This is a genomic window from Burkholderia sp. JP2-270, from assembly GCF_003233675.1.
In the GTDB taxonomy this organism is placed as follows: domain Bacteria; phylum Pseudomonadota; class Gammaproteobacteria; order Burkholderiales; family Burkholderiaceae; genus Burkholderia; species Burkholderia pyrrocinia_C.
In genome coordinates this window covers 810,014-831,681 of record NZ_CP029824.1, presented here as the reverse complement: position 1 = coordinate 831,681, position 21,668 = coordinate 810,014, and the positions used below count along the sequence as shown (strand labels likewise).

The 21,668-nt window shown below is 58.8% G+C and carries 14 protein-coding genes, 1 tRNA gene and 3 rRNA genes; 11 read left to right on the top strand and 7 right to left on the bottom strand.

What is annotated here, in order from left to right; translation table 11 throughout:
- Positions 1-405: 405 nt before the first annotated feature.
- The 6 genes from dnaA (at position 406) to DM992_RS41470 (ending at position 9,072) form a co-directional block, all read left to right on the top strand.
- Positions 406-1,983 carry a chromosomal replication initiator protein DnaA gene (gene dnaA, locus DM992_RS03940; protein ID WP_239511308.1) on the top strand — a complete coding sequence of 526 codons (1,578 nt, stop codon included), beginning with the start codon at positions 406-408 and terminating at the stop codon, positions 1,981-1,983.
- Positions 1,984-2,152: 169 nt separating this feature from the next.
- A complete protein-coding gene (gene dnaN, locus DM992_RS03935; RefSeq protein WP_059605245.1) occupies positions 2,153-3,259 on the top strand; it encodes a DNA polymerase III subunit beta in 1,107 nt (368 codons plus the stop codon).
- A 193-nt stretch (positions 3,260-3,452) separates the two neighbouring features.
- The gene (gene gyrB, locus DM992_RS03930; RefSeq protein WP_111015766.1) at positions 3,453-5,927 is read left to right on the top strand and encodes a DNA topoisomerase (ATP-hydrolyzing) subunit B; all 2,475 of its coding nucleotides are present in this window, start codon (positions 3,453-3,455) and stop codon (positions 5,925-5,927) included.
- A gap of 259 nt (positions 5,928-6,186) precedes the next feature.
- A protein-coding gene (locus tag DM992_RS03925) for an IS3-like element IS407 family transposase (protein ID WP_111015765.1) occupies positions 6,187-7,307 on the top strand; the annotation gives its coding sequence in 2 pieces (ribosomal slippage) (positions 6,187-6,445 and positions 6,445-7,307; 1,122 coding nt in all).
- A gap of 240 nt (positions 7,308-7,547) precedes the next feature.
- Entirely contained in the window at positions 7,548-8,192 is a 645-nt protein-coding gene (locus DM992_RS03920) for a hypothetical protein (RefSeq protein ID WP_111015763.1), read from the top strand.
- A 214-nt stretch (positions 8,193-8,406) separates the two neighbouring features.
- On the top strand, positions 8,407-9,072 hold the full coding sequence (locus DM992_RS41470; protein ID WP_162631582.1) for a hypothetical protein: 666 nt from the start codon (positions 8,407-8,409) through the stop codon (positions 9,070-9,072).
- Positions 9,073-10,003: 931 nt separating this feature from the next.
- On the opposite strand, the gene rrf is transcribed toward DM992_RS41470, so the two are convergent.
- The 5 genes from rrf to DM992_RS03885 form a co-directional block, all read right to left on the bottom strand.
- Positions 10,004-10,116 (bottom strand): 5S ribosomal RNA (gene rrf, locus DM992_RS03915).
- A gap of 182 nt (positions 10,117-10,298) precedes the next feature.
- Positions 10,299-13,180, bottom strand: a 23S ribosomal RNA gene (locus DM992_RS03910).
- Positions 13,181-13,573: 393 nt separating this feature from the next.
- A 16S ribosomal RNA gene (locus tag DM992_RS03900) occupies positions 13,574-15,106 on the bottom strand.
- The 16S, 23S and 5S rRNA genes sit together here, the layout of an rRNA operon.
- A gap of 575 nt (positions 15,107-15,681) precedes the next feature.
- Positions 15,682-16,212, bottom strand: coding sequence for a cytochrome b (locus DM992_RS03890; RefSeq protein WP_204356100.1), 531 nt, complete (start codon positions 16,210-16,212; stop codon positions 15,682-15,684).
- The gene (locus DM992_RS03885; RefSeq protein WP_111015759.1) at positions 16,212-17,300 is read right to left on the bottom strand and encodes a catalase family peroxidase; all 1,089 of its coding nucleotides are present in this window, start codon (positions 17,298-17,300) and stop codon (positions 16,212-16,214) included. The genes DM992_RS03890 and DM992_RS03885 overlap by 1 nt, the downstream gene beginning before the upstream one ends.
- A gap of 157 nt (positions 17,301-17,457) precedes the next feature.
- On the opposite strand from DM992_RS03885, the gene DM992_RS03880 reads away from it, so the two are divergent.
- The 3 genes from DM992_RS03880 (at position 17,458) to DM992_RS03870 (ending at position 19,495) form a co-directional block, all read left to right on the top strand.
- On the top strand, positions 17,458-17,979 hold the full coding sequence (locus DM992_RS03880) for a sigma-70 family RNA polymerase sigma factor (protein ID WP_034183763.1): 522 nt from the start codon (positions 17,458-17,460) through the stop codon (positions 17,977-17,979).
- A complete protein-coding gene (locus DM992_RS03875; RefSeq protein ID WP_111015757.1) occupies positions 17,976-18,734 on the top strand; it encodes an anti-sigma factor in 759 nt (252 codons plus the stop codon). The genes DM992_RS03880 and DM992_RS03875 overlap by 4 nt, the downstream gene beginning before the upstream one ends.
- A gap of 566 nt (positions 18,735-19,300) precedes the next feature.
- Complete coding sequence (locus tag DM992_RS03870; protein WP_111015755.1) at positions 19,301-19,495, top strand: hypothetical protein; 195 nt, start codon at positions 19,301-19,303, stop codon at positions 19,493-19,495.
- 53 nt (positions 19,496-19,548) lie between these two features.
- Here DM992_RS03870 and DM992_RS03865 read toward each other — a convergent pair whose 3' ends face one another.
- Together DM992_RS03865 and DM992_RS03860 are read right to left on the bottom strand one after the other, a co-directional pair.
- Positions 19,549-19,875 (bottom strand): hypothetical protein, encoded by a 327-nt coding sequence (locus DM992_RS03865; protein WP_111015753.1) that lies wholly within the window; start codon positions 19,873-19,875, stop codon positions 19,549-19,551.
- A complete protein-coding gene (locus DM992_RS03860; protein ID WP_111015751.1) occupies positions 19,856-20,137 on the bottom strand; it encodes a hypothetical protein in 282 nt (93 codons plus the stop codon). Before DM992_RS03860 ends, DM992_RS03865 begins: the two co-directional genes overlap by 20 nt.
- 564 nt (positions 20,138-20,701) lie before the next feature.
- Here DM992_RS03860 and DM992_RS03855 point away from each other — a divergent pair.
- Positions 20,702-20,778 (top strand) — tRNA-Val (locus tag DM992_RS03855).
- 306 nt (positions 20,779-21,084) lie between these two features.
- Positions 21,085-21,600, top strand: a complete 516-nt coding sequence (locus DM992_RS03850) for a DUF2628 domain-containing protein (protein ID WP_111015749.1) — start codon at positions 21,085-21,087, stop codon at positions 21,598-21,600.
- Positions 21,601-21,668: the final 68 nt, after the last annotated feature.

The window sequence follows — 21,668 nt, the reverse complement described above, 5'->3', positions numbered from 1 at the left end:
CGAGAATGTCGAAATTCAGGGGACCGCGTGCCCTTAACCGGAGGCATTCGGGCGAACGCAATCGCCGGGAATACAGGATTGGTTTTCGCGGAACCCGCTATTTAAACCGTTTTTCTCTTGACGGTCAATACTTTACGAGTCACGCGCCTGTGCCGGCTCGCGCCGATCCGGCCCCGCGACCCACAAATCCGGCCTGTGGATAAGTCCCGCTGTGGCCGCGTTTGGCGTTAGAATCTCGCCTTATCTCCAAGAATCCCGCACGCCGCCCCGGCTCCCGCCTGCCTCTGCACGACTGTGACGCAGGCGTCCGAGGCACGCTCGCACGACCGCTTCGGGCCTTGTTGCGCCATCGCGACAAGGGCGCCGGCGAGCCGCGCTGTGCATGCAAAAAACGACAGCTACTTGATGAACGATTTCTGGCAACACTGTTCCGCACTGCTGGAGCGCGAGCTGACGCCCCAGCAGTACGTGACGTGGATCAAACCCTTGGCCCCGGTGGCCTTCGATGCGTCGGCGAACACGCTGTCCATCGCCGCGCCGAACCGCTTCAAGCTGGACTGGGTCAAGAGCCAGTTTTCGGGCCGGATCTCCGATCTGGCCCGGGATTTCTGGAACGCGCCGATCGAAGTCCAGTTCGTCCTCGATCCGAAGGCCGGCATGCGCAGCGCCGCTGCCGGCGCCGCGTCGGCCGCCCCGCGCGCGCCGCTGCAGCCGGGCGGCCCGGCCGCCACGGTAGCCGCGATCGCCGCCAACCTGACCGCGCATGCCGCAGCTGCGCCCGCCGCGCCGGCCGACGTGCCGATGACGCCGTCGGCGGCCGCCGCGCACCACCTGAACGCCGACGACGCCGACATCGACCTGCCGAGCCTGCCCGCGCACGAAGCGGCCGCCGGCCGCCGCACGTGGCGCCCGGGCCCTGGTGCCGCGCCCGCCAACGGCGGCGAAGCCGATTCGATGTACGAGCGCTCGAAGCTGAACCCCGTGCTCACGTTCGACAACTTCGTGACCGGCAAGGCGAACCAGTTGGCACGTGCCGCCGCGATCCAGGTGGCGGACAACCCGGGCATCTCGTACAACCCGCTGTTCCTGTACGGCGGCGTCGGCCTCGGCAAGACCCACCTGATCCACGCGATCGGCAACCAGCTGCTGCTCGACAAGGCCGGCGCGCGGATCCGCTACATCCACGCCGAGCAATACGTGTCCGACGTGGTGAAGGCATACCAGCGCAAGGCGTTCGACGACTTCAAGCGCTACTACCATTCGCTCGACCTGCTGCTGATCGACGATATCCAGTTCTTCTCCGGCAAGTCGCGCACGCAAGAGGAATTCTTCTATGCGTTCGAGGCGCTGGTCGCGAACAAGGCGCAGGTGATCATCACCAGCGATACGTATCCGAAGGAAATCTCGGGGATCGACGATCGCCTGATCTCGCGCTTCGACTCCGGCCTCACCGTCGCGATCGAGCCGCCCGAGCTGGAAATGCGCGTCGCGATCCTGATGCGCAAGGCGCAGTCGGAAGGCGTGAACCTGTCGGAAGACGTCGCGTTCTTCGTCGCGAAGCACCTGCGCTCGAACGTGCGCGAACTCGAAGGCGCGCTGCGCAAGATCCTCGCGTATTCGAAGTTCCACGGCCGCGAGATCTCGATCGAGCTGACCAAGGAAGCGCTGAAGGACTTGCTGACCGTGCAGAACCGGCAGATTTCGGTCGAGAACATCCAGAAGACCGTCGCCGACTTCTACAACATCAAGGTCGCCGACATGTATTCGAAGAAGCGTCCGGCGAACATCGCGCGGCCGCGGCAGATCGCGATGTACCTGGCGAAGGAACTCACGCAGAAGAGCCTGCCGGAAATCGGCGAGCTGTTCGGCGGGCGCGATCACACCACCGTGCTGCACGCCGTGCGCAAGATCGCCGACGAGCGCAGCAAGGACGCGCAGCTCAACCACGAGCTGCACGTGCTGGAACAGACGCTGAAAGGCTGAGCGCGCGGGCGCGCTTGATAATTCGGCCTCCGCCCCAATTTAAGGGGGGCGGTTCGGTTTTGAGGCACAATACTGGTTTGACCGCCCCGGCGGTGGCGGGCCAAGAGCCCGGCCGGCGGGGCGCTGCGTGGCTGCTGCGCTGCAGGCCGTTACTCAACGAAGGAACTCTATGCAACTGGTCAAGACCGAACGAGACACCCTCCTCAGGCCGCTGCAAACGGTCAGCGGCATCGTCGAACGCCGCCATACGTTGCCGATCCTCGCCAACCTGCTGATCACCAAGAACGGCCCGGACGTTTCATTCCTGTCGACCGACCTGGAGCTGCAGATCACCACGCGCGCCGATTTCGGCGTCGGCGGCGACCAGGTGGCCACCACCGTCGCGGCCCGCAAGCTGCTCGACATCCTGCGCGCGATGCCTGACGGCCAGGTCACGCTGTCGCTCGCCGACAAGCGCCTCACCGTTCAATCGGGCAAGAGCCGTTTCGCACTGCAGACGCTCGCGGCCGACGAGTTCCCGACCGTCGCGCAGGCGAAGGATTTCGGCGCGACCCTCACCGTCCCGCAGAAGTCGTTCCGCCAGCTGCTCGGCATGGTGCACTTCGCGATGGCGCAGCAGGACATCCGCTACTACCTGAACGGCATGCTGCTCGTCGTCGACGGCGACCAGCTGATGGCCGTGGCCACCGACGGCCACCGCCTCGCGTTCTCGTCGATGAAGATCGAAGGCGGCACGTTCGGCCGCCAGGAAGTGATCGTCCCGCGCAAGACGATTCTCGAGCTGCAGCGCCTGCTCGAGGACATCGACGACACCGTCACCATCGACATCGCGCAAACCCAGGCCAAGTTCACGTTCGGCCAGGTCGAGCTCGTGTCGAAACTCGTCGAGGGCAAGTTCCCCGACTTCCAGCGCGTGATCCCGAAGGCGCACAAGAACACGTTCGAGATCGGCCGTGAAGAACTGCAGCGCTCGCTGCAACGTGCGGCGATCCTGACCTCGGACAAGTTCAAGGGCGTGCGCTGCATCATCGCGCCGGGCCAGCTGAAGATCATGTCGACCAACGCCGACCAGGAAGAGGCGCAGGAAGAACTGGAAATCGCGTACCAGGGCGACACCGTCGACATCGGCTTCAACGTCACGTATCTGCTCGACGTGCTCGCGAACCTGAAGGTCGACACCGTGCAGGTGAGCCTCGGCGACGCCAGCTCGAGCGCGCTGATCACGGTGCCCGAGAACGACGAGTTCAAGTATGTCGTGATGCCGATGCGCATCTGACGCGCGCGACATCAAGACACACACCAGGGGGCGGCAAGCCCCTTTGGCGTTTTTATGGCGAACCGACAACCCGTCCTTTCGGTGCCTGACCGGCACCGTGGACGAGCCAGGAAACTGGAGCGGCCCGGCGATTTCCTTCGCTGAAACGCACCGCGCCGCCACTAGAGTGGCCTCGCAGAACCGGAAGATATCCATGAGTGAACAGCACAATTCGCAACCCGATAACAGCAGCTACGGCGCCTCGTCGATCCAGATCCTCGAAGGTCTGGAAGCGGTGCGCAAGCGCCCCGGGATGTACATCGGCGACACGTCGGACGGCACCGGTCTGCATCACCTCGTGTTCGAGGTGCTCGACAACTCGATCGACGAAGCGTTGGCCGGGTACTGCAACGACATCCACGTGACGATTCACGCCGACAACTCGATTTCCGTGACCGACAACGGCCGCGGGATTCCGACCGACGTGAAGATGAACGACAAGCACGAGCCGAAGCGCAGCGCCGCCGAGATCGTGATGACCGAGCTGCACGCCGGCGGCAAGTTCGACCAGAACAGCTACAAGGTGTCCGGCGGCCTGCACGGCGTGGGCGTGTCGTGCGTGAACGCGCTGTCGAGCTGGCTGCGCCTCACCGTGCGCCGCGGCGGCAAGAAGCGTTTCATGGAGTTCCATCGCGGCATCGCGCAGGATCGCGTGCTCGAGATGATGGACGGCGTGGAAGTGTCGCCGATGCTGGTGACCGGCGATACCGAGAACCGCGGCACCGAAGTGCACTTCATGGCCGATCCGACCATTTTCGGCACGGTCGAATATCACTACGACATCCTCGCGAAGCGGATGCGCGAGCTTTCGTTCCTGAACAACGGCGTGCGGATTCGCCTGACCGACCTGCGTTCGGGCAAGGAAGACGATTTCGCGTTCGCCGGCGGTGTGAAGGGCTTCGTCGAATACATCAACAAGACGAAGACCAACCTGCACCCGACGATTTTCTTCGCCAACGGCGAGAAGGATGGCGTGGGCGTCGAAGTCGCGATGCAGTGGAACGACAGCTACAACGAGAACGTGCTGTGCTTCACGAACAACATTCCGCAGCGCGACGGCGGCACGCACCTGACCGGCCTGCGGGCCGCGATGACGCGCGTCATCAACAAGTACATCACCGATAACGAAATCGCGAAGAAGGCCAAGGTCGAGACGACCGGCGACGACATGCGCGAAGGCTTGTCGTGCGTGCTGTCGGTGAAGGTGCCGGAGCCGAAGTTCAGCTCGCAGACGAAGGACAAGCTGGTTTCGTCCGAAGTGCGGGCGCCGGTTGAAGAAGTCGTCGCGAAGGCACTGGAAGAGTTCCTGCTCGAAACGCCGCTCGACGCGAAGATCATTTGCGGGAAGATCGTCGAAGCCGCGCGTGCGCGCGATGCTGCGCGCAAGGCGCGTGAGATGACGCGACGCAAGGGCGTGCTCGACGGCGTCGGCCTGCCGGGCAAGCTCGCGGACTGCCAGGAGAAAGACCCGGCGAAGTGCGAAATCTACATCGTCGAGGGCGACTCGGCAGGCGGCTCGGCCAAGCAAGGGCGTGACCGCAAGTTCCAGGCAATCCTGCCGCTGCGCGGCAAGGTGCTGAACGTCGAGAAGGCGCGTTACGACAAGCTGCTGTCGTCGGAGCAGATCGTCACGCTCGTGACCGCGCTCGGCTGCGGCATCGGCAAGGACGATTACAACCTCGACAAGCTGCGCTATCACCGCATCATCATCATGACCGACGCGGACGTCGACGGTGCGCACATCCGGACGCTGCTGCTCACGTTCCTCTATCGGCAAATGCCGGACATGATCGAGCGCGGGTATGTGTATATCGCGCAGCCGCCGCTTTACAAGATCAAGGCGGGCAAGGACGAGCGGTATCTGAAGGACGATACCGAGCTCAATGCGCACATGCTGCGGTTGGCGCTGCAAGGCTCGGAGCTGGTGCCCGGCGAGAATGCGGCCGTGATTTCCGGCGATGCGCTTGGGGAGCTGGCGCGGTCGTATCTGCTGTCGAAGAGCGTGATCGACCGGTTGAGCCGGTTGTATGACCCGGCCGCGCTGGAAGCGATCATGGACGGGGTTGCGATCGACCTCTCCAATGAGGCTTCGACGGAGGCTTCGGCGAAGGCGCTGCACGCTGCGTTGCATGACGACGCTTTGAAGAACGAAGTGCGCGTGGTGCCTTCGTATGATCCGGTGCGCGAACAGCGGTCGCTGCATGTCGAACGCACCCATCACGGGAACGTGCGGGTTTCGGTCATCGATCAGGAATTCCAGCACACGGCGGATTATCAGCAGCTCGTGGCCACCGCGAATACGTTCACGGGGCTTATTGGGGAAGGTGCTGTTATCAAGCGTGGTGAGCGCAGCATGGCTGTTACCGACTTCAAGAGCGCGATGAAGTGGCTGCTTGCGGATGCCGAGCGGAACGTGTCGAAGCAGCGGTATAAGGGGCTGGGCGAAATGAACCCCGGGCAGCTGTGGGAAACGACGATGGATCCGACGGTGCGGCGACTGCTGCGTGTGCAGATCGAGGACGCGATTGCTGCGGATGGGATCTTTACTACGCTGATGGGGGATGAGGTTGAGCCGCGGCGGGCGTTTATTGAGAGCAATGCGTTGCGGGCGGGGAATATTGATGTCTAACTCTGTAGGTCGTCAGAGATCGTGAAAAACGTATCACTGAGATGAAAAAAATTCCTCAGTGTTCGTGAAAACTTGGTCACTGCTGTAGCCCGGTCGACTCCCCATGTCCTCCGGGCTTTTTAATTTCTTGGCACCACAAACGAGCCTCCACAAAATTCGGTGCGGTTCACGTGTTGAACGCGTTGCGCCTCTGACCTGCCCCCTACAAACAGGGCCAGCCGGAGTCTAGTCAAGTTCGTTTTCGGAGAAGAAGACGAACATGAAGAAGCGCTTTACGGAACAGCAAATCATCGGGTTTCTGAAGGAAGCTGAAGCCGGCATGCCGGTCAAGGAACTGTGCAGGAAGCACGGGTTCAGTGACGCGTCGTTCTACACGTGGCGCGCAAAGTTCGGCGGCATGGAAGTCTCGGAAGCCCGCCGGCTCAAGGACCTCGAGGTGGAGAATGCCCGGCTGAAGAAACTGCTGGCCGAAGCAATGCTCGATATGGAAGCGTTGAAGGTCGTCGTCAAGGGAAAGCCCTGAGCCCGCAAGCCAAACGCGAAGCAGTGTCGGCGATTCGGGAGAAGGTCAACATCTCCGAGCGCCGCGCCTGCCGGCTTGTCGGGCTTTCTCGCAGCGTGCTGCATTACGACGCGAAGCCGGACCACGAGAATGAGGTGTTAGCGGCGCGTCTGGTGGAGTTGGCGCACGAACGTCGTCGATTCGGCTATCGCCGACTGCACGCCCTGGTGGAACGCGAAGGCACGCACGCCAATCACAAGCGCATCTATCGTCTGTACCGTGAGGCAGGGCTGGCTGTGCGACGCCGTCGCAAGCGCCACGGCGTAATGATTGAACGCGAGCAACTGGCATTGCCGGGCGCGCCCAATGAGGTGTGGTCAATCGATTTCGTGATGGATGCGCTTTCCAACGGCCGGCGCGTGAAGTGCCTGACCGTCGTCGACGACTTCACGAAAGAGGCTGTCGACATCGTCGTCGACCATGGCATCTCAGGTTTGTATGTCGCTCGGGCATTGGACCGTGCAGCTCGCTTCCGTGGCTATCCCAAGGCGGTGCGAACAGACCAGGGACCCGAATTTACGAGCCGCGCGCTTGACCAGTGGGCGTATGCGAACGGCGTCACGCTGAAGTTGATTCAGGCGGGCAAGCCAACGCAGAATGCGTACATCGAATCGTTCAACGGCAAGTTCCGCGACGAATGCCTTAACGAGCACTGGTTCACGACGCTCGCGCACGCTCGGGCTGTCATCGCGGCATGGCGTCAGGACTACAACGAGCAAAGGCCGCACAGCGCACTGAACTACCTTGCGCCGTCAGAGTTTGCGGCGAAACATCGGGCAACCGCGGATGCTCCTGCCGCTTTCCAGGAGCTGGTTTAAAGGGACTTTGCTAGAAGCCCATTGGCTCTATTGAAGGGGGCAGGTCACCTCGTCGGGCATATCGAAACGGTCAATGACCTGTTACATCACTACGGGCTGACCTGCCGCGCCGAACGGCTGCTGGAGGGTAGTTCCCGATGGTTAAGCGATCGACATCGCCAGGCATCGGAGGCCATCGATGTAGACTTACGACGTCCTGTCAACGAAGTACTTACGTCGTGAAAACTGGAGCAGCGACCAATGACCGCAATCGTAAAACAAGGCATCACTGAAGAGTACTGGGGCCTCATGAGCGAGGACCGAAAGCTTGGCTGGGAGCTGTTCACGAGGATGTTGGCCATCGTTCTTGCCTTGTTCGTTACGAAGACAGGCGTAACCGCCATCGATTGGGCGATCGGAGCATTCGCGGGATTTACGCCACTCATTATCCTTCGGAGTCAACGCTCCTTCCGGAAGTACAGCGAGACCGTACGGAAGCGTCTCCTCGGGGCAGTTGTCTTTCTTGGCAGCACCGGCACGACAGTCCTCGGGTTGCTCTACTTCGGCATTGCGTTTCTGAGCGGGGTATTCCAAACCTACGCGACGGAAGTCGCACCACTCCGTCATCGCCCTGACCCAATCGTTGCCAACGTCATGCTGGGCATGCTTCTTATCGCCGCCCCCATCGCAGCAGTGAAGGTTTGGCGCGACCTTAAACTGGGTGAACTCATTTTTGATTTACCGAAACGCTTGCTCAAGCGATTGGTGCTTCAACGGAAGTACGTAACGGACAACTTTTTCACCTTCGCGCACTTCGAACTGTCCGTCCAAGTGCTCGGCTTTATATATGCGTCCGTATGCGCTGGAATCGTCAAGGTCTACTTGGACCTCTTCCTTCCGAAGTAACACTCACAACTCTATTAGGCAGGCCAGCTTCAATATCCCAACACAGCGCCTCACGTGGCGACTCTCCGGAGCGCTCGACTGCGTTTTCGCATGAACACGTCATGCTTAATTTTTCTAATTTTAAAACAGACTATTTTCTACATCAGAATCAGATGTTTGTGTCAGAAAAATCGCACCCGAATCTATCCGAGACTTCTAAATTCTCAAGAATAAGATGCCTACCATACTACTAATCATCTCTGCGATATCAGCGATTCTCGCATGCTTTGCCAGCTTGCACAAAGATCGTCTAAAGGACGGTCACAATCCGCGCATTCTTAAGGCCATTAGAATTTCAGCACTGGCATCGTGCATCGTCGTGGTAGTTGCTCTCTTTAACCAGTACTATGCGCGCCAGCAGGCTAGTGCACTGCGTGCCGAACAACTTCGGCTTACTGTCCTCACGAGTTTATCCGACTACCGCGTTCAGATACTCGATGATTTTGTATGGCTTCTGACGCACTCGACAACAACGAAAAATTATCTGAATCACGAGGCTGCAAGAGCGTCGTCAGCTGAGGCTGCAGCCACTCCAGACTGGCAAACCATGGCTTCTGACGTGCTGCGTTCAGAGCTTATCAAGTCGAGGTCTGCGTTTGATCAACTGCAGACGATCTCACGGGACATCCTGATGGCAGAGGCAACCTATCCCTCAATGGTGCCCAAGCCTCTGGTCGACTGGGCGACCGTCACATTAGAATTAAAATTTTCAGACCTTCCCACAGTCATAGACTCGTATCACCCTACACCTCAGTCGTTACATTATGCGCAATTAACCGGACAGGCAGTGGGTGCGATAACGAATGGAATCATGGGTTCCGCAGCAGTCGTCACAAAGTAGCCCTCTGCAATCTGGCCGATCTGAGTAGTCCGACATCAAACGGCAACGCCTTCTGAACACGAAGAAATAATTCGACTGGCGCGAGCGCGAACGTCCTAGCTCGCTCCTGACCTCACCACCACGTCGACACGCAATTCACATTCAGGCCATAAAAGCGCACCACTTCCGTCTGTAAGTGTCTCGGGTTCAGTGTTTCCGCCACCACCTATATTCGAAATTCATTCGTGAAATTCCTGACGTCTCGTCGGCGGCCTCGCACTTTGTGACTTCTATTTCTTCTGACTTCCACCTCAATCTGTGTGGATCAAATTACCGTCAATAAGCTCTCGTGAACTGACGTTACATAGACGCTCTCGCAGGACGAGACTGTGCGGTACGAAGGCCGATTGACAACGTGCGGTCCATCCAATGTATCGGCGAAACGATATTTTATGCCGCATTGTTGTCGGACTGCAAATAATCCCAGTAACTCGCAATCGCGTCCTTGCTCGTCCCGGAAAAGCTCGCTTGTACCTTCGGTCCAAACAAGTCGATCGGGAATACACCTGGCGGCGTAGCGCATCGGACGCGGCGACACTACTTCGCGGTCGACACGTTAACGCTATGGCCAACCCCTTTGGCGGATTGCCTCGATCATGGCGCCACGCACGCTGCATCTCGTCGCACTTTCATAGCCAGCACGCACTCAAAGAATGCGGTACATGAGCGCTTAATTCGTGTGAGTTAAACTATGGCGGGGAATTGATCAGGGATAACTTCAACAATCGTCACAACAGACGAAAAGTTGCGTTCCGTCCTCTCCGCATCCGACGGCATTACAAGCCTCAGTGCGTGCAGCACGACATGCAGTCATGCCGAATACTCCGCGCACATTTCCGTCGCTGAAATGCAAAAACCCCCGCCTTTTGGGCGGGGGTTTTTGGCTTAGGGAGCCTGACGATTACCTACTTTCACACGGGAATCCGCACTATCATCGGCGTAGAGTCGTTTCACGGTCCTGTTCGGGATGGGAAGGGGTGGGACCGACTCGCTATGGTCATCAGGCAAAGAGGGTTGTCGCGTTGCTTCGCAGCGCGACCAATCGGGAAGAAGCAGTAATCTTGGGTTGTGAGGTTGTATCTCACACGTACGCGGCACTTCAACCGTCGTACGTCGAGTGCCTCGCACTCGACGCTCGATATCCGTAAGCGCTGAAGCGCTAACGGCTATCGAGACAGACTTGTTATAGGATCAAGCCTTACGGGCAATTAGTATCAGTTAGCTGAACGCATTACTGCGCTTACACACCTGACCTATCAACGTCCTGGTCTCGAACGACCCTTCAAGGGGATCTAGTCCCCAGGGATATCTCATCTTAAGGCGAGTTTCCCGCTTAGATGCTTTCAGCGGTTATCTCTTCCGAACATAGCTACCCGGCGATGCCACTGGCGTGACAACCGGTACACCAGAGGTTCGTCCACTCCGGTCCTCTCGTACTAGGAGCAGCCCCCTTCAAATATCCAACGCCCACGGCAGATAGGGACCAAACTGTCTCACGACGTTTTAAACCCAGCTCACGTACCTCTTTAAATGGCGAACAGCCATACCCTTGGGACCGGCTACAGCCCCAGGATGAGATGAGCCGACATCGAGGTGCCAAACACCGCCGTCGATATGAACTCTTGGGCGGTATCAGCCTGTTATCCCCAGAGTACCTTTTATCCGTTGAGCGATGGCCCTTCCATACAGAACCACCGGATCACTATGACCTGCTTTCGCACCTGCTCGACTTGTCGGTCTCGCAGTTAAGCACGCTTATGCCATTGCACTATCAGCACGATTTCCGACCGTACCTAGCGTACCTTCGTACTCCTCCGTTACGCTTTGGGAGGAGACCGCCCCAGTCAAACTGCCTACCATGCACTGTCCCCGACCCGGATCACGGGCCAAGGTTAGAACCTCAAACAAACCAGGGTGGTATTTCAAGGACGGCTCCACCGAAACTAGCGTTCCGGTTTCATAGCCTCCCACCTATCCTACACAGATCGGTTCAAAGTCCAATGCAAAGCTACAGTAAAGGTTCATGGGGTCTTTCCGTCTAGCCGCGGGTAGATTGCATCATCACAAACACTTCAACTTCGCTGAGTCTCGGGAGGAGACAGTGTGGCCATCGTTACGCCATTCGTGCAGGTCGGAACTTACCCGACAAGGAATTTCGCTACCTTAGGACCGTTATAGTTACGGCCGCCGTTTACCGGGACTTCAATCAAGAGCTTGCACCCCATCATTTAATCTTCCGGCACCGGGCAGGCGTCACACCCTATACGTCCACTTTCGTGTTTGCAGAGTGCTGTGTTTTTATTAAACAGTCGCAGCCACCAGTTTATTGCAACCCCTTCACCCTCCTGGCGCAGGCCAGTCAAGCTACAAGGGCGTACCTTATCCCGAAGTTACGGTACCAATTTGCCGAGTTCCTTCTCCCGAGTTCTCTCAAGCGCCTTAGAATACTCATCTCGCCCACCTGTGTCGGTTTGCGGTACGGTCATCGTTAGACTGAAGCTTAGAGGCTTTTCTTGGAACCACTTCCAATTGCTTCGCTCCCTAAGGAGCTCGCGCCACACCCTTGAATTACGCGCCCGGATTTGCCTAAGCGCCTTCTCCAATGCAGCGACCGGGACTTCCAACACCCGGACAACCTTCCGCGATCCGTCCCCCCATCGCATCTAACAATGGTGCAGGAATATTGACCTGCTTCCCATCAGCTACGCATTTCTGCCTCGCCTTAGGGGCCGACTCACCCTACGCCGATGAACGTTGCGTAGGAAACCTTGGGCTTACGGCGAGGGGGCCTTTCACCCCCTTTATCGCTACTCATGTCAGCATTCGCACTTCCGATACCTCCAGCACGCTTTTCAACGCACCTTCGCAGGCTTACGGAACGCTCTCCTACCATGCGTGCAAAGCACGCATCCGCAGCTTCGGTATATAGCTTAGCCCCGTTACATCTTCCGCGCAGGACGACTCGATCAGTGAGCTATTACGCTTTCTTTAAAGGGTGGCTGCTTCTAAGCCAACCTCCTGACTGTTTTAGCCTTCCCACTTCGTTTCCCACTTAGCTATATTTGGGGACCTTAGCTGGCGGTCTGGGTTGTTTCCCTCTTGACACCGGACGTTAGCACCCGATGTCTGTCTCCCGTGATTGCACTCTTCGGTATTCGGAGTTTGCTATGGCGGGGTAATCTGCAATAGACCCCCCAACCATGACAGTGCTCTACCCCCGAAGGTGAGACACGAGGCACTACCTAAATAGTTTTCGGAGAGAACCAGCTATTTCCAAGTTTGTTTAGCCTTTCACCCCTATCCACAGCTCATCCCCTAACTTTTCAACGTTAGTGGGTTCGGACCTCCAGTACGTGTTACCGCACCTTCATCCTGGCCATGGATAGATCACTTGGTTTCGGGTCTACGCCCAGCAACTGAACGCCCTATTCGGACTCGCTTTCGCTACGCCTGCCCTATACGGTTAAGCTTGCTACTGAACGTAAGTCGCTGACCCATTATACAAAAGGTACGCCGTCACCCCTTACGAGGCTCCGACTGTTTGTATGCATGCGGTTTCAGGATCTATTTCACTCCCCTCCCGGGGTTCTTTTCGCCTTTCCCTCACGGTACTGGTTCACTATCGGTCGATCACGAGTATTTAGCCTTGGAGGATGGTCCCCCCATCTTCAGACAGGATTTCACGTGTCCCGCCCTACTTGTCGCACACCTAGTTCTTTCATACTGTTTTCGCCTACAGGGCTATCACCTGCTATGGCCGCACTTTCCAGAGCGTTCGGCTAACAATACAAATAAAGAGTGCAAGGCTCATCCCATTTCGCTCGCCACTACTTTGGGAATCTCGGTTGATTTCTTTTCCTGCGGTTACTTAGATGTTTCAGTTCACCGCGTTCGCTTCACTGGACCTATGTATTCAGTCCAGGATGACCCAAAAGGGCCGGGTTTCCCCATTCGGACATCTACGGATCAAAGCTCGTTTGCCAGCTCCCCGTAGCTTTTCGCAGGCTACCGCGTCCTTCATCGCCTGTGATCGCCAAGGCATCCACCACATGCACTTGTTCGCTTGACCCTATAACGAGTCTGTCTCGTCGACAGTCGCTACAGGTTGAGTTCTCGCGTTGTGCCGTATTCCAAATTGAGTCAAACTTAGAGTTCGAATCATCTTGAGATACATCGATACAATCACAACCCGGATAACTTCCACGTCCATCTCAAGACGCTTCCGCTATCCAAATTACTTACTTCTTCCAGATTGTTAAAGAACGACAGCCGATACCTACTACGTATCACTCTGACTGGCTCAATCGCCAATGAGAAAAACTCGAACCAAACTTCATTCGAATGTTTGTCATTGAAGATTATTGAAAGCGGCCGGCATTTTAACCGGTTTAACCGCAGACAGCTAGCCTGTCTTTATCAACAGCCGATAAGCGTGAGCGCTCAATTTTGCGAGAAGCTCGGGAAAGGAGGTGATCCAGCCGCACCTTCCGATACGGCTACCTTGTTACGACTTCACCCCAGTCATGAATCCTACCGTGGTGACCGTCCTCCTTGCGGTTAGACTAGCCACTTCTGGTAAAACCCACTCCCATGGTGTGACGGGCGGTGTGTACAAGACCCGGGAACGTATTCACCGCGGCATGCTGATCCGCGATTACTAGCGATTCCAGCTTCATGCACTCGAGTTGCAGAGTGCAATCCGGACTACGATCGGTTTTCTGGGATTAGCTCCCCCTCGCGGGTTGGCAACCCTCTGTTCCGACCATTGTATGACGTGTGAAGCCCTACCCATAAGGGCCATGAGGACTTGACGTCATCCCCACCTTCCTCCGGTTTGTCACCGGCAGTCTCCTTAGAGTGCTCTTGCGTAGCAACTAAGGACAAGGGTTGCGCTCGTTGCGGGACTTAACCCAACATCTCACGACACGAGCTGACGACAGCCATGCAGCACCTGTGCGCCGGTTCTCTTTCGAGCACTCCCGCCTCTCAGCAGGATTCCGACCATGTCAAGGGTAGGTAAGGTTTTTCGCGTTGCATCGAATTAATCCACATCATCCACCGCTTGTGCGGGTCCCCGTCAATTCCTTTGAGTTTTAATCTTGCGACCGTACTCCCCAGGCGGTCAACTTCACGCGTTAGCTACGTTACTAAGGAAATGAATCCCCAACAACTAGTTGACATCGTTTAGGGCGTGGACTACCAGGGTATCTAATCCTGTTTGCTCCCCACGCTTTCGTGCATGAGCGTCAGTATTGGCCCAGGGGGCTGCCTTCGCCATCGGTATTCCTCCACATCTCTACGCATTTCACTGCTACACGTGGAATTCTACCCCCCTCTGCCATACTCTAGCCTGCCAGTCACCAATGCAGTTCCCAGGTTGAGCCCGGGGATTTCACATCGGTCTTAGCAAACCGCCTGCGCACGCTTTACGCCCAGTAATTCCGATTAACGCTCGCACCCTACGTATTACCGCGGCTGCTGGCACGTAGTTAGCCGGTGCTTATTCTTCCGGTACCGTCATCCCCCGACTGTATTAGAGCCAAGGATTTCTTTCCGGACAAAAGTGCTTTACAACCCGAAGGCCTTCTTCACACACGCGGCATTGCTGGATCAGGCTTTCGCCCATTGTCCAAAATTCCCCACTGCTGCCTCCCGTAGGAGTCTGGGCCGTGTCTCAGTCCCAGTGTGGCTGGTCGTCCTCTCAGACCAGCTACTGATCGTCGCCTTGGTAGGCCTTTACCCCACCAACTAGCTAATCAGCCATCGGCCAACCCTATAGCGCGAGGCCCGAAGGTCCCCCGCTTTCATCCGTAGATCGTATGCGGTATTAATCCGGCTTTCGCCGGGCTATCCCCCACTACAGGACATGTTCCGATGTATTACTCACCCGTTCGCCACTCGCCACCAGGTGCAAGCACCCGTGCTGCCGTTCGACTTGCATGTGTAAGGCATGCCGCCAGCGTTCAATCTGAGCCAGGATCAAACTCTTCAGTTTAAACCTGTTACTGTTTTCGGTTCTTTCGAACCGGTCGCTCACTCAAAGCTGACAGGAATATGAATCACTTCATAAACCTGACTTACTTTAGTGTGAGACTCTTGATACTTTCGCTATCTGATCCGAGGATCAGCTCGCTTCCATCAAGCGCCCACACTTATCGGCTGTTAATTTTTAAAGAGCATTTCTGCGAGAAACTTCGCGTTTCTCAGCAGCGCTGCGTTTTCAGCAGCAGAGAAGCGAGATTATTAACCGTTTTTTTAAAACTCGTCAATAACTTTTTTTAACTACTTCGTTACGACGACTGCGATTTAATTTCGTGTGCGCCAGGGTCGCTATAACCGACCTCAACAGCACCGCTTCCCTTCTTCCCCCGCGCCGTGTTTCCGTTAGCGCGAAAGAGGCGAGATTCTAAGCACCTGCCCCGATCTCCGCAACCCCCTTTGTGAAATATTTTTGACATGCAGTGCCGGGGGCCGCTGAGCCTCCCTGGTGGTCATATATAAGCGACACGGCAGGAGTCGCCTCGGTCGCCCGTGAACAGTCCCGCCGTATCGAACCAAACCCTCCGTCGCTCACCGCCCCACCATCGCCCTCACCACGCCATCCCTACGAATCAACCCGTGATACAGGGCGGCCGCGAAGTGCGCGAGGAACGTAGCGAAGAACAGGTAAGCCAGCACCCGATGCGCGACCCTGAGCCACGCAAACGTCACGGGATCAGCCGAAACCAGAGCCGGCAACTGCACGCCATCGCCCAGCGTCACCGGATACCCGCCCGCCGAAAGCATCGCCCACCCGATCAGCGGCATCGCAACCATCAGCGCATACAGCACGAGATGCGACCCATGTGCGGCAACCTTCTGCCACCACGGCAGATCCTCAGGCAACGCCGGCGGCTTCGACAAAAACCGCACCACGATCCGCACGCAAACCAGCACCAGCACGGCGACACCCAACGGCTTATGAATCGCCACCAGAACCGCATGCCGCTCGGAGACGGACGAAACCATCCCCACCCCGATGAACAGCATCGCGACGATCATCGCGGCCATCACCCAATGCAGCACCCTCGCCGGCAGACTAAACGTCGTAGAAATCTTCATCACCGCCCCTCCGAACTCAACTTGGCCACCCCCGCCACGCCAGCCTCTTCACTGGTCCGCCGCAGATACGAATCCGCATAAGCCGCCGAGCGCGCCGCCAGCAACGGATCCCCCGACACCTGAATCCCCTGCGGCAGCACCGTCGGGTCGTAATTCACGTCGCGGCACGGCCCGCTGTCCTGCGCCTCCACGCGATCGAGCACGAGCGTGCCCGCATCGATCGTCGTCCGCTGCGCGGGCCAGACCTTCGTCGCGTCGTCCACCGGATCGCCGGGCTCCGCCAGGGTGACCAGCAGCTTCCACTTCTGCGCACCCGCCGCAATGCGCTGCGTCACGTCCTGCTGCAACACGTTCGGATCCGCGGCCGTCGCGACGTCCCCGGCGCCGGCCGTCTGCTCCGGCACGACGCGCCACCTCACCGCCTGCCGCTTGCCCGCCGCGTCGACGAAGTAAAACGCGTTCAGCCCGTAATAGCTCTCGGTGACGTAACTCGCGCTCGGTTTCGCACCCTTCACCCACTGCAGGAACGCGGCCGTCTCCGGATGTGCGCCGAAAAACGCCTTCGCCTTCGCCGGATCGGGCTTGCCCGTCTTCGGATCGGGCCGGGTCGCCACCGTCAGCTGATAAAACACCTGCGGCGTCGCCACCGGAAACACGGGCATCGCGTTCATCCCGGTCCGCCATTGCTCGCCGTCGGGCGCGGTGAGCTTCAGCGCGAGGCTGCGGATCGGCACGCTGCTGTCGGGCGCATATGGATTCCCGCCCGGCAGTGCGAACCGCCCGACCACCGGCGTGCGCACCGCCTTGAAGAACGGCGCGACCGAATACGCGCTCGCGGCCCCGTTGCCTTCGAAGTAACCGGTCACGCACACGCCCTTCGCGTGATTGCGCCGGTAGCCCGGATGGATGCCGCTGTTGGTCTGCAACGCGTCGACGAGCCGCTGCGGGGTCAGACGCGCCGGCGCGAACCACCCGCCGGCATACCCGAACGCGACAGCCACGCCGGCCACCGCGCCGCCGATCGCGGCCCAGCGCCACCACCCGCGCCCGGGCTCGCGCTGCGGCGAAGAAGAGGAAGATTGCTTCATGGATGCACTCCCGATCGTCAGATTATTGTCGAACCCGCGTAGGACGCCACCCGCGCCGCTTTATTCCACGAAAAATTTTTTCCTATGCTTGGTGGAATAATCGACGCGGACCGACGTCCTACGCGGCATCTCGACCCCTTCGCCAACCGGCCCGGCCATGCCCTCCACCGCCCTCGACGACGAAGCGTTGCGCGAACTCCTCCCCAGGCTGCGACGCTTCGCGCTCTGGCTGGCGCGCGACGTCCACGCGGCCGACGATCTCGTCCAGTCGACGCTCGAGCGCGCGCTGTCGCGCTGGACGAGCCGCCGCGACGACGCGTCGCTGCGCAGCTGGCTCTTCACGATCCTTTACCGGCAGTTTCTCGACGGCAAACGCAGCGCGAAGCGCTACGCGTGGCTGCTCGGCCGCATCCGGGATGACGACGAAGCGCACTGGCCGTCCGCCGAACGCGAATTCGCGGCGCGCGCGACGCTCGAAGCATTCGGCCGGCTCTCCGACGAGCAGCGCAGCCTGCTGCTGCTCGTCGCGGTCGAGGGCTTCACCTATCAGGAAGTCGCCGACCTGCTCGACGTGCCGATCGGCACCGTGATGTCGCGGCTCTCCCGCGCGCGCCAGGCGCTGCGCCAGCTCAGCGACGGCGAGCTTCCCGCTCCTTCTTTGCGCTTGATGAAAAAATGAACACCCCTCCGAACGAACACGACCTTCAGGCCTATGTCGACGGCCAGCTCGACGACAATGCGCGCGCCGCGGTCGAGCGTTATCTCGCGCTGCATCCGGAGCGTGCGGAACAGGTGAAGCAATGGCAGCAGGATGCGCAGCGGTTGAGGGCGGCGCTGGAGAGCGTGCGGATGCCGGCGGACAACCCGGCGCTCGATCCGGCCGCGATTCGGGCACGGCGCGCGGAACGCACGCGAATGCGGTTTGCGATGGCGGCTTCGTTCGTGTTCTGCGTCGGGCTCGGGACGTTCGGCGGGTGGCAGGCGCGCGGGTGGAACGCGGCGCCGGCTGTCGCGCCGATGAGCGATGCGGTCGAGGCTTACAAGATGATGGTGGTCGATCAAACCGCAAAGGTCGATTATCGGCCGACGGGTGCGGGCGATTTGCAGGGGTGGCTCACCCGGCGCGTCGGCGCGTCGGCGAAGCTGCCGGATTTGAGCGCGGCGGGGTTCAGGCCGGTCGGCGGACGGTTGTTCACGACGGACAGTGGGGGCACGGCTGCGATGGTGCTCTATGAGGACGGTGCCGGGCGAACGCTGAGCTTCTATCTCCGGCCGGCGGAATCGGCACATCGGCTGCTGCCGGCCGGGCAACGCGTGGACGGCGCGTTGCTGGCGCGGTATGGGTCGGCGAACGGGCTCAACTATGCGGTAGTCGGGCCGGCCGGGAGTCTTGGGGAAAAAGCAGTCGCGCAGGCGCTCGATCAGCAGACTTGAGTGGTACGATGCGCGCCGCGCTGGGGGGCCTCGACGACTGCCAGCGCCTCTAATGACGCCGCTCGACTGGCTTGAGCGTGCTCACGCTCACCGCTCGAATGCACAGCGTTTCGAGTGACTTTGCTGGTTGGTTGTCCACATCGACACGCGGTCGACGCCCTCACCTTTAAAATCACAGGGTTTAGAGTCGTCGTGGAGCGGGATATCCACATCGATCGTGACGATGCCGCGGACTGTCTTCGATCGAATCGCTCACCTTTGGTCGGCACAGCATTTCGGGTTGTTTTGGGGCTTCGATATCCACAACCCTGGCGGTGAACCGAATGCCTGCGCCGGGTTCGATTGCTCTCACCGGTTGAATGCACTGGGTTTCGAGTTCGTTGGTTCCCGGATATCCACAACGCATTCAACCTTGGGGCGTCGCCCGCGAATTCTCCACGTCATCCGATCGATTCGGACAAAAAGCCCGCCAACCAAGGCATTCGGTGTGATCCTCCTTGTCGAAAACAAGATCTCACTCGTCCGATGCACAGAGATTCGAGTGGATTGGCGTGCAGGTTGTCCACATGCCGCCTGCCGACAGCGGCAAGAACGGTGACGGACTTTCAGCGCTCGATTACGTCTTGGAAAACAACGCGATCAGCAGTCATTCGAGTTCGCCGGAATCCGAGCCCAGCTTGCGATCCGAACGCACGCTCACCAACCTGGCGCACAGCGTTCCGAATCGTTTCGCGCGCCGGTTATCCACACACGAAGGCTGAGCACGTTCGCGTCACGAGCACATCATCGGTATTGCCGTGATATGAGCATCGCATCAATGCTGTTCGATGACGTATTGCTCCGGACTGCGCCACGCAATCGAACGGTACCCACGTCGCACGACACCGATCTCGCGGTAATACTCGACGAGCGCTTGCGGGCTCCAGTCGCGGCCTGCGGAAAACAATGCGTCGAGATCAACAAGCGCGGCAACGAGCGAACGGCGATCGTCATCGTCCACGATCGCGCGTTCCCAGCGATCGGGATGTCGAGCGAAACCCAGCCGCACAAGCGCCTCGACGACGGCCGCCACATCCGTCACGACAACAGCGACATGGCCGGCAATATCCATCACAAGCGTCTCATTGACGGGTGTCTTCATCGATCGCCTCGCCCAGAGTGAGCCATCTGACGATCTCTGCGATGTCTTCACCGGACAACTCGCCGACACGATCGACAAACACCCCGTAGTCCAGATCGAACTTCACGTTGAATCGCTCGCCTTTGTAGCGGCAGCACAAGACATCGGCTTCGGGTATCGACACGCGCTGCTCGAACACGATGTCGCCCGGGAATTGCTGCAATCGGTGTACGACGGCATCGATATCGAGCGCGTCGAGCCGGGTCAACGAAGAATCGGTCATCGCCGTGAACCTGTCCGCCAGGCCGTTGCATCCTGAATGCTGGCGATTCTACAGACATGGCAGTCGCATATCCGTCGCATGCCCCCACAGCCTGTTGCTTCGTTCATCCATTCACCGCACGCAGTGCATATCCTGAGCGGATCACAGTCTCCGGACTGTGCTTATCCAAAGGTGTTAACAGGGTTCGTATACATACGTAGTGATAGTTAACAAGCCCTGTGCCTCACAGTGGATAACCTCCGTAACGCACTGAATTTTCAACACGAAGCAGGATGCATAACCATGGGCGCGTCACGTGAACAGCTCCGCGGAGCACAGAACAACTTTTCGTTGATTCACAGCCGCGACGACATATCCTCAATCGCTCCACTGTGAATCCAGAGGCTTGCAGGACGGTTATCCAGAGGGGCGTGTGGATAACCTCGCGGCGCCGACGTGTTTCGCTGTGACACCAGGCATCAGGCACGCGCAGCAACCAGCAAGACCACACGTCTCTCGATTCAAAAAATTTTCACGAAGGGGCTTGTGCTCTGCGAAAACCGTCTCTATAATTCGCGGCTTCTTAGGCTCGTAGCTCAGTTGGTTAGAGCACCACCTTGACATGGTGGGGGTCGTTGGTTCGAATCCAATCGAGCCTACCAACGAACAAAATGAAGGGGTCTGGCAGCGCAAATTGCCTACAGGCAATGCGGCTCGCCAAACATACAAACGCCACGCGGCAACTTCGCGTGGCGTTTTTCTTTTTCCGGCCGAAACAATGCATGTCGCCCCGATGCGTTGCGCGATCCACGGCATCGCATCCTCACCGGCATCCCGACCCGCAATACGCACCGAGTAGAATCGTGTGCGCATCGAAGCGCGCTGCAGCGCAAGCCGCTCGATTTCCAGCGCACCCAAACCGCATCAAAACAACAACGCGCGATCCGCGCGACCGAGAGTAAACGATCATGTCCGAGGTCACGACCACCGCATCGTCTGCGAGCAACGACGAAATCGCCGCTTACGTCGGCAAGAAAGCCGCGTGGTTCGAGCGGAAATGGGAGATCGCCGCATCGCGCAAGAACCGGCAGTCCTGGAACTGGGCAGCCTGTTTCCTGGGCCCGGTCTGGATGGCGTATCGATGCATGTATTGGCAGGCGGCCGCCGTGCTGGGCGTCACGCTCGGCATCACGCTGGTCGAGTTGCTGTACTTCCCTAAATACTTCGAATCGAGCACGCTCGATCCGGTCACCATCGGGATCGCAGTTGCGCTCGGCTGGTGCGGGAACGGCATTTACAAGACGCACGTCGAACGCAACATCGAAAAGCTGCGCCTGAACGCGACGTCGAACCCATCGTTTCTCGCGCTGCTGGAGGCGCAAGGCGGCACGAACTGGCTTGCGGCGACCGGGTTCGCCATCGCGACGCCGCTGCTCGGTTTACTGATGGTCATGATCCACAACGTCGTGGTCGCGACGCAGTAACAGCGACAACCGACGATCGGCAAAGCAGGGCGGAGAAGCAGGGCGGAGAAGCAGGAAGAGGCGGGCGA

Excerpts from the sequence above, each read along its gene's own strand:
- dnaA (WP_239511308.1), top strand. The coding sequence starts at position 406 with ATGAACGATTTCTGGCAACACTGTTCCGCACTGCTGGAGCGCGAGCTG.
- dnaN (WP_059605245.1), top strand. The coding sequence starts at position 2,153 with ATGCAACTGGTCAAGACCGAACGAGACACCCTCCTCAGGCCGCTGCAA.
- gyrB (WP_111015766.1), top strand. The coding sequence starts at position 3,453 with ATGAGTGAACAGCACAATTCGCAACCCGATAACAGCAGCTACGGCGCC.
- DM992_RS03920 (WP_111015763.1), top strand. The coding sequence starts at position 7,548 with ATGACCGCAATCGTAAAACAAGGCATCACTGAAGAGTACTGGGGCCTC.
- DM992_RS41470 (WP_162631582.1), top strand. The coding sequence starts at position 8,407 with ATGCCTACCATACTACTAATCATCTCTGCGATATCAGCGATTCTCGCA.
- DM992_RS03890 (WP_204356100.1), bottom strand. The coding sequence starts at position 16,212 with ATGAAGATTTCTACGACGTTTAGTCTGCCGGCGAGGGTGCTGCATTGG.
- DM992_RS03885 (WP_111015759.1), bottom strand. The coding sequence starts at position 17,300 with ATGAAGCAATCTTCCTCTTCTTCGCCGCAGCGCGAGCCCGGGCGCGGG.
- DM992_RS03880 (WP_034183763.1), top strand. The coding sequence starts at position 17,458 with ATGCCCTCCACCGCCCTCGACGACGAAGCGTTGCGCGAACTCCTCCCC.
- DM992_RS03875 (WP_111015757.1), top strand. The coding sequence starts at position 17,976 with ATGAACACCCCTCCGAACGAACACGACCTTCAGGCCTATGTCGACGGC.
- DM992_RS03870 (WP_111015755.1), top strand. The coding sequence starts at position 19,301 with ATGCCGCCTGCCGACAGCGGCAAGAACGGTGACGGACTTTCAGCGCTC.
- DM992_RS03865 (WP_111015753.1), bottom strand. The coding sequence starts at position 19,875 with ATGAAGACACCCGTCAATGAGACGCTTGTGATGGATATTGCCGGCCAT.
- DM992_RS03860 (WP_111015751.1), bottom strand. The coding sequence starts at position 20,137 with ATGACCGATTCTTCGTTGACCCGGCTCGACGCGCTCGATATCGATGCC.
- DM992_RS03850 (WP_111015749.1), top strand. The coding sequence starts at position 21,085 with ATGTCCGAGGTCACGACCACCGCATCGTCTGCGAGCAACGACGAAATC.